The sequence below is a fragment of the Pseudomonas sp. EA_65y_Pfl1_P113 genome (genome assembly GCF_963970525.1).
Taxonomy (GTDB): domain Bacteria; phylum Pseudomonadota; class Gammaproteobacteria; order Pseudomonadales; family Pseudomonadaceae; genus Aquipseudomonas; species Aquipseudomonas tritici.
This window is the reverse complement of record NZ_CAXAQM010000025.1, coordinates 65401-78166: the sequence shown is the minus strand read 5'-3', so window position 1 is coordinate 78166 and position 12766 is coordinate 65401. Positions and strand designations below refer to the sequence as shown.

Annotated in this window: 12 protein-coding genes; 3 read left to right on the top strand and 9 right to left on the bottom strand. The window is 57.4% G+C overall.

Annotation, left to right across the window (positions count from 1 at the left end):
* Positions 1 to 270 precede the first annotated feature (270 nt).
* From msrQ to mrcB, 9 genes are all read right to left on the bottom strand, one after another.
* The gene (gene msrQ, locus AACY52_RS20835; RefSeq protein WP_339560743.1) at positions 271 to 891 is read right to left on the bottom strand and encodes a protein-methionine-sulfoxide reductase heme-binding subunit MsrQ; all 621 of its coding nucleotides are present in this window, start codon (positions 889 to 891) and stop codon (positions 271 to 273) included.
* Positions 891 to 1904 (bottom strand): protein-methionine-sulfoxide reductase catalytic subunit MsrP, encoded by a 1014-nt coding sequence (gene msrP / locus AACY52_RS20830; RefSeq protein WP_339420320.1) that lies wholly within the window; start codon positions 1902 to 1904, stop codon positions 891 to 893. The genes msrQ and msrP overlap by 1 nt, the downstream gene beginning before the upstream one ends.
* A 63-nt stretch (positions 1905 to 1967) precedes the next feature.
* On the bottom strand, positions 1968 to 2825 hold the full coding sequence (gene pssA, locus AACY52_RS20825) for a CDP-diacylglycerol--serine O-phosphatidyltransferase (RefSeq protein ID WP_049711521.1): 858 nt from the start codon (positions 2823 to 2825) through the stop codon (positions 1968 to 1970).
* Positions 2826 to 2968: 143 nt separating this feature from the next.
* Positions 2969 to 3985, bottom strand: a complete 1017-nt coding sequence (gene ilvC / locus AACY52_RS20820; protein ID WP_007948647.1) for a ketol-acid reductoisomerase — start codon at positions 3983 to 3985, stop codon at positions 2969 to 2971.
* Between the two features lie 47 nt (positions 3986 to 4032).
* Positions 4033 to 4524 carry an acetolactate synthase small subunit gene (gene ilvN / locus AACY52_RS20815; RefSeq protein ID WP_003176102.1) on the bottom strand — a complete coding sequence of 164 codons (492 nt, stop codon included), beginning with the start codon at positions 4522 to 4524 and terminating at the stop codon, positions 4033 to 4035.
* Positions 4525 to 4526: 2 nt separating this feature from the next.
* A complete protein-coding gene (locus tag AACY52_RS20810) occupies positions 4527 to 6251 on the bottom strand; it encodes an acetolactate synthase 3 large subunit (protein WP_339420319.1) in 1725 nt (574 codons plus the stop codon).
* A gap of 431 nt (positions 6252 to 6682) precedes the next feature.
* Positions 6683 to 7012 (bottom strand): YqcC family protein, encoded by a 330-nt coding sequence (locus AACY52_RS20805; protein ID WP_065875696.1) that lies wholly within the window; start codon positions 7010 to 7012, stop codon positions 6683 to 6685.
* Entirely contained in the window at positions 7012 to 7746 is a 735-nt protein-coding gene (locus AACY52_RS20800) for a tetratricopeptide repeat protein (RefSeq protein WP_339420318.1), read from the bottom strand. Before AACY52_RS20800 ends, AACY52_RS20805 begins: the two co-directional genes overlap by 1 nt.
* Positions 7747 to 7762: 16 nt before the next feature.
* Entirely contained in the window at positions 7763 to 10087 is a 2325-nt protein-coding gene (gene mrcB / locus AACY52_RS20795; protein WP_339420317.1) for a penicillin-binding protein 1B, read from the bottom strand.
* Between the two features lie 118 nt (positions 10088 to 10205).
* On the opposite strand from mrcB, the gene AACY52_RS20790 reads away from it, so the two are divergent.
* The 3 genes from AACY52_RS20790 to AACY52_RS20780 all read left to right on the top strand — a co-directional run bounded on the left by AACY52_RS20790 (position 10206) and on the right by AACY52_RS20780 (position 12665).
* Positions 10206 to 11762, top strand: a complete 1557-nt coding sequence (locus tag AACY52_RS20790) for an AAA family ATPase (protein ID WP_339560742.1) — start codon at positions 10206 to 10208, stop codon at positions 11760 to 11762.
* A gap of 92 nt (positions 11763 to 11854) precedes the next feature.
* A complete protein-coding gene (locus AACY52_RS20785; protein ID WP_339420315.1) occupies positions 11855 to 12199 on the top strand; it encodes a pentapeptide repeat-containing protein in 345 nt (114 codons plus the stop codon).
* Positions 12200 to 12392: 193 nt separating this feature from the next.
* Positions 12393 to 12665 carry a TfoX/Sxy family protein gene (locus tag AACY52_RS20780; RefSeq protein WP_339437538.1) on the top strand — a complete coding sequence of 91 codons (273 nt, stop codon included), beginning with the start codon at positions 12393 to 12395 and terminating at the stop codon, positions 12663 to 12665.
* Positions 12666 to 12766 lie beyond the last annotated feature (101 nt).

Below are 12766 nucleotides of genomic sequence, written 5' to 3'. Positions count from 1 at the left end.
TGCGCTTCCGATCTCTCGTTAGCGGGAGGCGAATTCTACAGCGTTACACGCTGCTGTCAACACCTCTTTTTCTCCGCTTTCGACCGAGAGGATCGAAACGTTAATAGAGCCAAACAACACCGCCCTACCAACTCCTTCTGGGCTTCGATCAACTGAAGCAACTCGCCGTCGAATTTCGCATAACTCTTTGTTTACCAAGGAGTTTTCCGTTTCGACTGCGCCGGAAGTGGGGCGAATTATAGACTTCCAGAATCTGCCGTCAACCCTTAATTACGCTTTTGTTGCAGAAAGTGGTTTTTTCGCAATAAGGCGGGGGATCCGACGCATTACAGGCGGTATCCGCAGCACTAAGAGCACCACGCCTATAGAAGCATAGATAGCCCACTCCTTGAGATCAGCCCGCACAATCCACAGCATATGCAGCAAGCCGAGACCAAGAATCACATACACCAGGCGATGCAGCTTCTTCCAACGACTCCCCAGCCGACGCTGACTATAACGATTCGACGTCACCGCCAATACCAACAGCGACAGGAACCCCAACGCCCCCACAATTATGTAAGGCCGCTTGCGCAATTCCACCGCCAACTGCGTCCAATCCAACCCCAGCACAAACACACAATAAGCAGCCAGATGGAGCACCACATAGGCAAAGCACCACAAACCCAATTGTCTACGAACCGCTATCCACCCGGCCCAACCGCTAAGCTTCTGCAGCGGGGTCATCCCAAGCGTAATCAGCAACAAGATCAACGTACCCAACCCCAGTCGATCGACCAGAACCTTGCCCGGATCAGGCCCAAGGGCGAAACCCCACGCCTCATACAGCCAATACAACGGCCATATCGCCGCAGCTATAAAGACGCCAATGCGCCAAACTGGATAGCGCATCAGTAGTTCTTCCGTAAATCCAGACCGGTATAAAGAGAAGCCACCTCATCGGAGTAGCCGTTGAACATCTGCGTTTCACGCACATTCGGACTGAACAGGCCGCTCGGCAGACGACGCTCCCGAGCCTGAGTCCAGCGTGGGTGGTCGACCGTGGGGTTCACATTCGCATAGAACCCATACTCATCCGCGGCAATGCTCTGCCAAGTGGTTTTCGGTTGCTCGCTCACGAGACTGATCCGCACAATGGACTTCACACTCTTGAAGCCATACTTCCAAGGCACAACCAAACGAAGCGGCGCGCCGTTCTGGTTGGGCAGTTCGCGCCCATACATGCCAACAGCCAGGATCGCCAGCGGGTTCATCGCCTCATCCAGGCGCAACCCTTCTATATAAGGCCAATCGATCAAGCCGAAACTCGAACGCTGGCCCGGCATACTCTTGGAATCCTGGAGAGTTTCAAAGCGGATGTACTTGGCCTTGGAGGTTGGCTCAACCTGCTTGAGCAAGGCCGAGATCGGAAAACCGATCCAGGGGATGACCATCGACCACGCCTCGACGCAGCGCAGACGGTAGATACGCTCTTCCAATTGATACGGCTTCATAAAGTCTTCCAGGGCATATCGCCCCGGCTTGGCGACTTCGCCATCAATCACCACACTCCAGGGCTCGGTCTTGAGCGAGCCCGCATTCGCTGCGGGATCACCCTTGTCCGTACCAAACTCATAGAAGTTGTTGTAGTGAGTCGCATCCTTGAACGGCGTGATCGCTTCGTCCTTTACCGTGACCGCCTGCCATTTGGTACTCGGCAGCTTCTCGGCAAACCAGCTCGGCGCCCTGCCCGCTTCGACATCAGCATAACGTGAGGCTTCCTCAGCATTGGCCCAACGCGGCAAACTGCTGGCTGCGATACTGGCAAGCGCACCACCGAGCAAGCGGCGGCGAGAAAGATAGAAGGATTCAGGAGTGACATCCGATTCATGGCAATCGGACGCTTTAGGCAATTTGATTAACATGGCAACCCCGCAGCATTGGAGAACTGATACACCAATAGACTGCGGAGTATGGGGGAAATTACATTAAGGCAATGTTTTGTCGCGGCGCAGATGCAACAGGTACTGAACCGGGCCCGAAGCGGCGTAGACCAGAAAGGCCAGCAAAAGGATACGCGGCGGATCACTGAACACCACGGCGAACACCAGCACCACTGCCAGAATTGCCACGAAAGGCACACGCCCCTTGAGGTCCAGCTCTTTGAAGCTGTTGTACTTGATGTTGCTGACCATCAGCATGCCGGCAGCAGCTACCATCAACGCCACCAGGAACGACATTTTCGAACCCTGAATGCCGTAATCACTGAACGCCCAGACAATACCTGCCACCACCCCCGCAGCCGCCGGGCTGGCAAGACCGATGAAATACCGCTTGTCGGCAGTGCCCACCTGAGTATTGAAGCGCGCCAGACGCAAAGCAGCGCCCGCAACATAGATGAAGGCGACCATCCAGCCAACCTTACCCATATCACCCAGCGCCCAGGCAAATGCCAGCAACGCAGGGGCTACACCAAACGCGACCATATCCGACAACGAGTCGTACTCGGCACCGAAGGCGCTTTGCGTGTTAGTCATGCGTGCCACGCGACCATCAAGGCCGTCGAGCACCATGGCAACGAAAATGGCAATGGCAGCAAAACCGAAATACTTACTGGCACTCACCGCATCACCCGCGGCCAACGCACTTTGGGCGCTCATGGAGTTGATGATGGAATAGAAGCCGGCAAACAGGTTTGCCGTAGTGAACAGGTTGGGCAAAAGATAGATGCCACGATGCCGGACCTTGCGACCTTCGGCGTCATGCCCTTCTTCGACATGCTCATCGATCGGCAGCAGGCTTTCGGCGTCAGAAGCCTGGTGTGGCTCTTCGGGACGTTCGCTCATGGACTTTACCTTGCAACGGTTTGAAAAAATTCGACAAATACGTGCGGCGAGTGTTCGCACGCAAACGATGCAGCTTTATACCAGAACCAGCCCACAAACGAAAAAACGCGGCCTAAGCCGCGTTTTCCGTTGATGCGTACGACTTAGTTTTTGGCTTTGTCGACGATCTTGTTGGCACCGATCCACGGCATCATGGAGCGCAGTTGCTCGCCGATGATTTCGATACCGTGAGCGGCGTTGTTACGACGCTTGGCGGTCATCGAAGGGTAGCCGGTCGCGCCTTCGCTGATGAACATTTTGGCGTATTCGCCATCCTGAATGCGTTTCAGCGCGTTGCGCATTGCCTGGCGGGACTCGGCGTTGATCACTTCCGGGCCAGTCACGTACTCGCCGTACTCGGCGTTGTTGGAGATCGAGTAGTTCATGTTGGCGATACCGCCTTCATACATGAGGTCGACGATCAGCTTCAGTTCGTGCAGGCATTCGAAGTAGGCCATTTCCGGCGCATAGCCAGCTTCAACCAGGGTTTCGAAACCGGCTTTTACCAGTTCAACGGTACCGCCGCACAGAACGGCTTGTTCGCCGAACAGGTCGGTTTCAGTCTCGTCCTTGAAGGTGGTTTCGATGATGCCGGTACGACCACCGCCAACACCCGCAGCGTAGGACAGCGCAACGTTCTTGGCATTGCCCGAAGCGTCCTGGTAGATCGCGATCAGGTCAGGGATACCGCCGCCTTTGACGAACTCGGAACGCACAGTGTGGCCCGGGGCTTTCGGCGCGATCATGATCACGTCGAGGTCAGCGCGTGGCACTACCTGGTTGTAGTGAATCGCGAAGCCGTGAGAGAAGGCCAGGGTGGCGCCCTTCTTGATGTTCGGCTCGATTTCGTTCTTGTACAGCGCGGACTGGAACTCGTCCGGGGTCAGGATCATGACCAGGTCGGCAGCAGCAACGGCGGAAGCAACGTCAGTCACTTTCAGGCCATGGGCTTCAGCCTTGGCAACAGTGGCCGAGCCTTTGCGCAGGCCAACAGTCACGTCAACGCCGGAATCTTTCAGATTGCACGCTTGCGCATGACCCTGGGAGCCGTAGCCGATGATGGCGACTTTCTTGCCCTGGATGATCGACAGGTCACAATCTTTTTCGTAATAAACTTTCATGAGGTTCCTCTATATATCCAGGCCGTAAGGCCATTCACTAATTTGGGTTAAATGCTGAGTACTTTGTCGCCACGGGCAATCCCGGTGACACCACTGCGTACTGTTTCCAGAATCGAGGCCGTCCCGATCGATTGGATGAAGCTGTCCAGCTTGTCGCTTGTACCGGTCAGTTGAACGGTATAAACGCTGGCGCTCACATCGACGATCTGCCCGCGATAAATATCGGTAGTGCGCTTGATCTCGGCACGCTGGGCGCCGGTGGCCTTGACCTTGACCAGCATCAACTCGCGCTCGATGTGGGCACTTTCCGACAGGTCGACCAGCTTGACCACTTCGATCAGCTTGTTGAGGTTCTTGGTGATCTGCTCGATCACCTCATCGTGGCCCACGGTGGTCAACGTCAGGCGCGACAGGGTCGGGTCTTCGGTCGGGGCCACGGTCAGGCTTTCGATGTTGTAGTTGCGTTGCGAAAACAGGCCGACAACACGGGACAGAGCGCCGGGTTCGTTCTCCAAAAGCAGGGAGATAATGTGCCGCATGATTAAGTACGCTCCGTCTTGTTCAGCCACATGTCGCGCATCGAGCCGTCTTTGATCTGCATCGGGTAGACGTGCTCGCTGGTATCCACCTTGATATCAATGAACACCAAGCGATCTTTCATGGCGAACGCTTCTTCCATCTTCGGCTTCAGATCTTTCAAGTCGGTGATGCGAATGCCGACGTGGCCATAGGCTTCAACCAATTTGATGAAATCTGGCAGCGACTCCATGTAGGAATGGGAGTGACGGCTGTTGTAGCTCATGTCCTGCCACTGACGAACCATGCCCAGCACGCCGTTGTTCAAGCAGACGATCTTCACTGGAAGGCCGTACTGCAGGCACGTCGACAGTTCCTGGATATTCATCTGGATGCTGCCCTCACCGGTGACGCACGCGACGTCTGTGTCCGGGAAGCTCAGTTTCACACCCATGGCCGCAGGGAAACCAAAGCCCATCGTGCCCAGGCCACCGGAATTGATCCAGCGGTTAGGTTTGTCGAACTTGTAGTACTGCGCAGCGAACATCTGGTGTTGGCCCACGTCGGAGGTCACAAAGGCGTCGCCCTTGGTCACTTCGCACAGGGTTTCGATCACGGTTTGTGGCTTGATGATGCTGCCGTCGCCCTTGTCGTAAGGGAACAGGCCGCGATCACCGCGCCATTCGTCAATCTGCTTCCACCAACTGGCGACGGATTCCTTGTTCGGCGCTTCGCCGATGTCCTTGAGCGCGGCAACCATCTCGGTCAATACGCTTTCAACAGGGCCTACGATCGGGACGTCGGCCTTGATGGTCTTGGAGATGGACGCCGGGTCGATGTCGATATGGATGATCTTGGCGTTCGGGCAGAATTTGCTCGCGCCGTTGATTACCCGGTCATCGAAACGTGCACCCACTGCAAGGATCACATCGGCATGGTGCATCGCCAGGTTGGCGGTGTAGCTGCCGTGCATGCCGAGCATGCCGACGAACTGGCGATCCGTACCCGGAAATGCGCCGAGGCCCATCAAGGTGTTGGTCACCGGCAAGTTCAGCAGCTTGGCCAGTTCGGTCAGCGGTGCGGAACCGCCGCCCAGAATCACACCACCACCCGAGTACAACACGGGACGCTTGGCTGCCAGGAGCATTTCTGCTGCCTTGCGAATTTGCCCCGAGTGCCCACGAACGGCCGGGCTGTAGGAACGCAGCTTGGCTTTTTTCGGGAAGATATATTCGAATTTTTCCGCCGGATTGGTCATGTCTTTCGGGATATCGACCACGACAGGCCCCGGGCGACCGGACTGTGCGAGGTAGAAAGCCTTTTTCATGATTTCCGGAATTTCCGACGCATGCTTGATCATGAAGCTGTGTTTCACGATCGGCCGGGAGATACCGATCATGTCGGTTTCCTGGAATGCATCGGTACCGACCATGGTGCTTGCCACCTGGCCAGAAATGATCACCATCGGGATGGAGTCCATATAGGCAGTCGCGATGCCGGTAATGGCATTGGTTGCGCCTGGGCCGGATGTTACCAGTACCACACCGGCTTTACCGGTGGCACGGGCATAACCGTCAGCCATATGGGTCGCGGCCTGTTCGTGGCGAACCAGGATGTGGGTAACAGCCGGTTCCTTGAACAGTGCGTCGTAGACATGCAGCAGAGCACCCCCTGGGTACCCGTAGATATAGTCGACACCTTCGTCACGCAAAAAGCGGACGAGCATCTCACCGCCAGATAAAAGCTCCACGTTGTTCACCTCTAAAACGCCAGAATACCGTCCGTTGAAAACCGACGGGTCTTAATAGGTTTACTTCTCAACAGAGCATGAGCGACGGTGGTCGCCGACTACGTCAGCACTGACTGAGCAAGTATTGGGATCGTCCCAAGTGTTGCGGGCTTTTCCCACCCAGCGCGAGGTAACGCGTTGCGGGTGTAACAGGTCGGCGCGGATGTGCGCCTCATGATCTGCTGAGCGGGCCTGCTTCTGGCAGTCCCGATACAGCGGACTTTGGATTCTTCTGTTTCAGCCCCTTCAAGTCAAGCAATAATTGCGCTTTTTTCCAACTAAGCGCATGAGAACGTAGGAGAAAGGGGTTTGAGGAGGGATAAAACTCGCCTGAATGTCGTCAAGCGGTAGAAATGTGCGCAAGACTGCCGGAAAACCCGGCAGTCAGGCAATTAACGAGCGTCGGCGATCAGTTGGTCGAACTTTTTCAGCGCATTGCGCAAGCCGAGGCTTTCCAGCGGACGGTCAGCGTATACCATCTCCGCCATCTCCATGATCCCTGAAGCATTTGGCAATGGCAGGTCCTGCTCGAGGATCTGCTTCATGCGCACCAGGAAGATCCATTGCAGCCACTGGTGAAAGTCCAGGGTGTCTACCGAAAAGGGCTCAACGCTGCTGAGTGCCTCGACGCTGGGGGACATCTCGTCCCACCAGCCCTGCACGCGCAATTCGCGCTCAATCAGCAATAACTGTTCGGCAATTGCGGGAAAGCGTGCATCCATCAGAGGCTGACCTTGGCTTTCAGGCGAGCCTGGGCCGCGCCGGCTGCGTCACCTTGTGCAGCACGCGCGTCACCAATCAAGGCCCACAGACTGGCTTGCAGGTCTGGACGACCGTGAGCCAGGGTCAGGCCCCGACGGGCAAACTGCTCGGCTTGCGGCGCGTCGCCCTGGGCCATGCGTACTTGCGCCAAGCGATACAACACTTGAGGTTCGCGAGGTGCAACACGCTGGGCGCGCTCAAGGCTGGACGAAGCGCCGTTCAAATCACCCCCTGCCTGCTGTTGCTGGGCAGTGGTCAGCAGCGCCAGCACCGGGCCGTCCAATTGCTCATCAGCCGACAGGCCGCCACCGCTGGAGGATGACGGAATACCACTTGGCGTCGACGGCATGTTGTAGGTGCCTTGATTGATCGGCGCCGCTTGAACCGGCGTGGAGTCAATCGGGCCCGAGGTGCTTGGCCCCGGTGTCCAGGGCTCAGCACTGATCGGCGCCGATGCCGCTGCGCCGCCGCCTGGCACCATCACCACCACGCCGGAATCCTGTGGCATGGCCTGGGTCGTTGCCTGCGCAGGACGCTTGGTCACGGTTTGACGGAACCCGCCATTGGCCGAAATCCGGTCGTTATTGGAGACGGCTGTGCTCGAGTCCACCACGGGAATGGAGCCGCGTTGAACGCTGGAGCAACCGCTGAGCAAAGCCAGAGCTGTAATAGCTGGAAACAACCATTTGTTCACTTGAAACCCTCTTTGCTTAATTCATCCAGCCCTTGACCCAATCCATCACCGATTCCGCGTCAGCAGGTGCACTGCCAGCGCATGCGGCACCGGGTGGCGGTTCGCTGCCGCGAATATACGGCATCTGCACCGCGCCCGGACAATTGGCATCGGAGCCTTGACCCGTGTGCGGATCAATCCAGGCCTGAACGATGTTATCCGGCTGCGGCATGTTCAACGGCAGCGGGTCGGCTTTGCGCATGAAACTGGTCCAGACCTGCAGCGCACCGGTAGCACCGGTGAACGGGGTCTTGCCGTTGTCGTCGCGCCCCAGCCACACCACCGCCAGCACGTCCTGGCCGAAGCCGGCAAACCAACTGTCGCGCGAATCGTTACTGGTACCGGTCTTGCCTGCCAATGTCAGGTTCGCCGGCAGCACGCTATAAACCGAACGCCCGGTTCCTTCACGCATCACGCGCTGCATGGCGTTCTGGATCAGGTAGATGGAGCCCGCGTCAAAACGTTGCTGAATCTGGAACGGGTAACGCTTGAGCGGCTCACCTTCGGCAGTCAACACGCTACGGATCCCGCGCATCGGTGTATTGAAACCACCGTTGGCCAGGGTCTGGTACATGGTTGCGACTTCCATTGGGGTCATCGCGCCAGCCCCCAGCAGGATCGACGGAAAGGCCGGGAACTCACGGGTAACCCCCAGTCGCGCGATCGTCTTGAGGACGTTCGGCACGCCGACTTCAAGGCCGAGGCGGGAAGTCGAGATGTTGTAGGAGTGCGCGATCCCTTGGTATAGGAACACCGTACCGTGGGAGCGACGGTCGAAGTTCTGTGGCGTCCACACCTGGCCATCAGCACCTTTGACCGACAATGGGTCATCCGACAGCCAACTGGTCAGGGTGTATTTGCTCGGTTTTTCCAGGGCGGTCAGGTAGACGGCGGGCTTGACCAACGAGCCAATCGGCCGCACTGCATCCAGCGCGCGGTTGAAACCGGCGAAGTTGGCCTGGCGACTGCCGATCATGGCCTGCACTTCACCGGTTTCCGGGTTGGTCACGACCATTGCCGCTTCGACTTCATCGGAGCCTTTACGGCCCTTGAGGCGCTTGAAGGTGTCATTGACGGACGCTTCGGCTTTCATCTGCAGGATCGGGTCGAAACTGGTGAAGATCCGCAGGCCTTCTTCGGTCAAGTCTTCATCGCGGTAGTCTTCACGCAGTTGGCGTTTGACCAGGTCGATAAAGCCTGGGAAGGAGCTGTCCGCCAGCTTGCCGCGGGTGGTTACACCCAGTGGCATTTTCTTCGCCGCAGCGACTTGGTCCGCCGTGGCAACGCCTTGTTGCTCAAGCACATCGAGCACCAGGTTACGACGTTCCAGTGCGCGCTCAGGGTTACGACGCGGGTTGTAGTAGGAAGGCCCCTTGACCATGCCCACCAGCAGCGCGACCTGATGCAGCTTCAATTCAGACAGCGGCTGGCCAAAGAAGAACTGGCTGGCCAAGCCAAAACCATGCACGGCGCGCTGGCCATCTTGGCCGACGAACACCTCATTGAGGTAAGCCTCGAGGATTTCCTGCTTGCTGTAATGCAGCTCCAGCAACATCGCCATCATGGCTTCGGTGAGCTTACGCGTCAGGCTGCGCTCATTGGTCAGATAGAAGTTCTTGACCAATTGTTGCGTGAGCGTGCTGCCGCCCTGGGTCATCTTACCGCCGGACGTATTCACCCAGATCGCGCGAGCAATCGACTTCGGCGAGACGCCCCAGTGGTGATAAAAATCGCGGTCTTCGACGGCAACCAGTGTTTCCAGCAGGTACGGCGGCACCTGATCAAGCTTGATCAGAATGCGATCTTCAAGGTTTTTCGGGTAAATGCCGCCGATCATCAGCGGTTCCAGGCGAACCACGGGCAGCTTGGAGCCATTGAGCGACGACAACTCGGCTACGTAATCGCCGGAAAAGCGCACGCGCACCGGCTGGGCTTTTTCCAGGCCTTCGTAGAACTGGAAGCCACGGGTATTCAGGTCGACGGTGTTACCCGTGACGGCGGCCGAACCCGGACCGTTGCTCACGGGCTCGCGGCGGTAGCCCAAGGCGTCGAGCTCGGTCAGGAAGTCGTCCTTGCTCAGCTTCTGGCCGGTGAACAGCTCCAGTGGGCGCGCGTATACCTTGGCCGGAATGGTCCAGCGCTTGCCGGAGAATTTCTCCTGGACCACAGCGTCGAGGTACACCGCAAAGCCGGCGAGCACCACAAAGCCTACCAAGCCAAGCTTGAGCGCCCAGCCCAGCCAAGGGCGAAGGCCACGGGAGGGAGGTTTTTTACGGGAACGGGGAGATCGGGTTCGAGTCATGGCGGCGGATTATACGCACTTTATTGAGGATCAACATGAGCCGGACAGCGGTTTGCACGACCGGCCGCAGCAGCCATAATGCCCGCCATGCTTTTCCCCAGACTCTGAAGGATCGCCCGTGAGCCAGTCCCTGATCGCTGCCCTGCAAAACCCGGCTTTATACCCCCATCCGGTTGAAGCGTTCCAAGTCATCGAGACCCATATTTCCTGGGTCGTACTGACCGGTTCCTACGCCTATAAACTGAAGAAGCCGATGAACTTCGGCTTTTTGGATTTCACCGACTTGGAAAAACGCGGCCACTTCTGCCGGGAAGAACTGCGCCTCAACCAGCGCTTGACCGACGATTTGTATCTTGAAGTGTTGCCGATCACCGGCACTGCCGAAGCCCCGCAACTGGGTGGCGATGGCCCGGTCATCGAGTACGCGCTGAAAATGCGTCAGTTCCCACAAAGCCAATTGCTCAGTACCTTGCAAGCCAACGGCGAACTGACCAGCGCGCACATTGATGAGATGGCCAAGCAGATCGCGCACTTCCACCTCACCGCGCCGAAAGTCCCGCAAGAACACCCTGCCGGCACCCCGGACGAAGTGATGGCACCGGTTCGCCAGAACTTCGATCAGATCCGCCCGTTCCTCAGCGACAAGGCTGACCTGGCTCAACTGGTCGCGCTGCACGCCTGGGCCGAAAGCAGCTTCGAGCGCCTCAAGCCGCTGTTCGCCCAGCGCAAGCTGGAGGGTTTCACCCGCGAATGCCACGGTGATATTCACTTGGGTAACGCAACCTTGATCGATGGCCACGTGGTGATCTTCGACTGCATCGAGTTCAACGAGCCTTTCCGCTTTACCGACGTGTACGCCGACACCGCCTTCCTGGCCATGGACCTGGAAGACCGTGGCCTCAAGTCCCTGGCGCGTCGCTTCATCAGCCAATACCTGGAGCTGACCGGTGATTATCAGGGCCTGGAAGTCCTGAACTTCTATAAAGCCTACCGTGCGCTGGTACGCGCCAAGGTTTCACTGTTCAGCATGCCGAGCGAAGCCAGCCCGGTGCAGCGCGCGACGACCCTGCGCCAATACCGCAACTATGCCAACCTGGCGGAAAGCTACAGCATTATTCCATCGCGCTTCCTGGCGATTACCCACGGTGTTTCGGCTGTAGGCAAAAGCCACGTTGCCATGCGCCTGGTCGAAGCCTTGGGCGCTGTGCGCCTGCGTTCGGATGTGGAGCGCAAGCGCCTGTTCGGCGAGCAACATGTGGAAAACACGCATCAGGCCGGCATCTATGCAGCCGATGCCAGCGCGGCGACCTACGCGCGCTTAAATAAAATCGCCGACACCGTCCTTCGCGCAGGTTACCCAGTGGTGCTGGATGCGACCTTCCTTAAGCGTGAACAACGTGATGCAGCTGCCAAGATTGCTGAAGCCACTGGTGCACCCTTCCTGATCCTGGACTGCAATGCGCCTCAGGCCGTTATCTCAAGTTGGTTGGCGCAACGTCAGGCAGATAAAAACGACCCCTCCGACGCGACATTGACGGTTATCGAAGAACAGCACGCCAATCGCGACCCGCTGACAGCCGAGGAACTGCTCCTCAGCAAACGCGTCGAAACTAATGAAAGCGGGACCCTGGATGCCTTGGTCGCGCATATTCGCCAACGCTTGCCAGGCCTGTAAGAAAAATTTCTTGGTCGTGTCGTCTGCCAAGTCGCACGACCAAGCAATAGTGGCACTATAATGGCGTCATAAATCCAACAGGAGTCGCCTTCATGAGTCAGCCCAAGCTTCTTGATACTCCGCTTTACTCGCTCCTGCATAAAGACGATGTCCGCGGGTTTAACCAGGAACGCCCAGAAGACGGCGTCATCGACATGCGCGGTGGCGACTTCCGTGGGTTGGACCTGCGTGAGCTTAACGCCGCTGGCGTGGATTTTACCGACGCTTATTTCCGTTCCGCCGATTTGCGTGGCCTGGACCTGCGTGACTGCCCACTGGAAGGGGCTAGCCTGGCCCATGCGCAGATTTCCGGTACTTACTTCCCGCCAGAACTGACTGCGGACGAGATCCTTATGTCGGTCAATTTCGGCACCCGCCTACGCTACCGTACCCGCTAAAACCCGCTGCCTCTACCCCGGTTTCGCATAGTCGAACCGGGGACTTCCCGCCTGCATGATCTAGTCATTCTCATAAGTCTTTAGGCCGTTTCCGACTAAAGAACTACGCTTTTCCTACTGAGCGCTACACTCCTGTTCAGGCTTGCCTGGTCACGATACCCACCGAACCATTCGGCCGTCGCAAGGAGGCTTGATGAACGATGAGCTGCAACACCTGAAAAACCTCGGCAAGACGTCAGCACAGTGGCTGCATGCGGTGGGGATCCACAGTGCGTCCGACTTGCGTCGCCGGGGCGCGGTCGATGCTTACCGAGCCGTGCGGACGCGCGGGTTCCGTGCGTCAAAAGTGCTGCTGTATGCCATCGAAGGGGCATTGATGGATGTGCACTGGAACGACATTCCTGCCGAGCGCAAGGAAGCGTTGAACCGTCAATTGGACGCTCTGTCGGCACGCCAGAAAAATTAGCTCGACTATAAAACCCAACATTTACAGGCATTTCGAACATACGTTTGAGAGAACGCGGAAGACATGCAAAAACAAATGTTGACTCTTAAATGAGAATCGTT

Coding starts and splice junctions, on each gene's coding strand:
- ilvC (WP_007948647.1), bottom strand. CDS start 3,985: ATGAAAGTTTATTACGAAAAAGATTGTGACCTGTCGATCATCCAGGGC.
- ilvN (WP_003176102.1), bottom strand. CDS start 4,524: ATGCGGCACATTATCTCCCTGCTTTTGGAGAACGAACCCGGCGCTCTG.
- pssA (WP_049711521.1), bottom strand. CDS start 2,825: ATGAGCGAACGTCCCGAAGAGCCACACCAGGCTTCTGACGCCGAAAGC.
- msrQ (WP_339560743.1), bottom strand. CDS start 891: ATGCGCTATCCAGTTTGGCGCATTGGCGTCTTTATAGCTGCGGCGATA.
- AACY52_RS20785 (WP_339420315.1), top strand. CDS start 11,855: ATGAGTCAGCCCAAGCTTCTTGATACTCCGCTTTACTCGCTCCTGCAT.
- AACY52_RS20805 (WP_065875696.1), bottom strand. CDS start 7,012: ATGGATGCACGCTTTCCCGCAATTGCCGAACAGTTATTGCTGATTGAG.
- msrP (WP_339420320.1), bottom strand. CDS start 1,904: ATGTTAATCAAATTGCCTAAAGCGTCCGATTGCCATGAATCGGATGTC.
- AACY52_RS20780 (WP_339437538.1), top strand. CDS start 12,393: ATGAACGATGAGCTGCAACACCTGAAAAACCTCGGCAAGACGTCAGCA.
- mrcB (WP_339420317.1), bottom strand. CDS start 10,087: ATGACTCGAACCCGATCTCCCCGTTCCCGTAAAAAACCTCCCTCCCGT.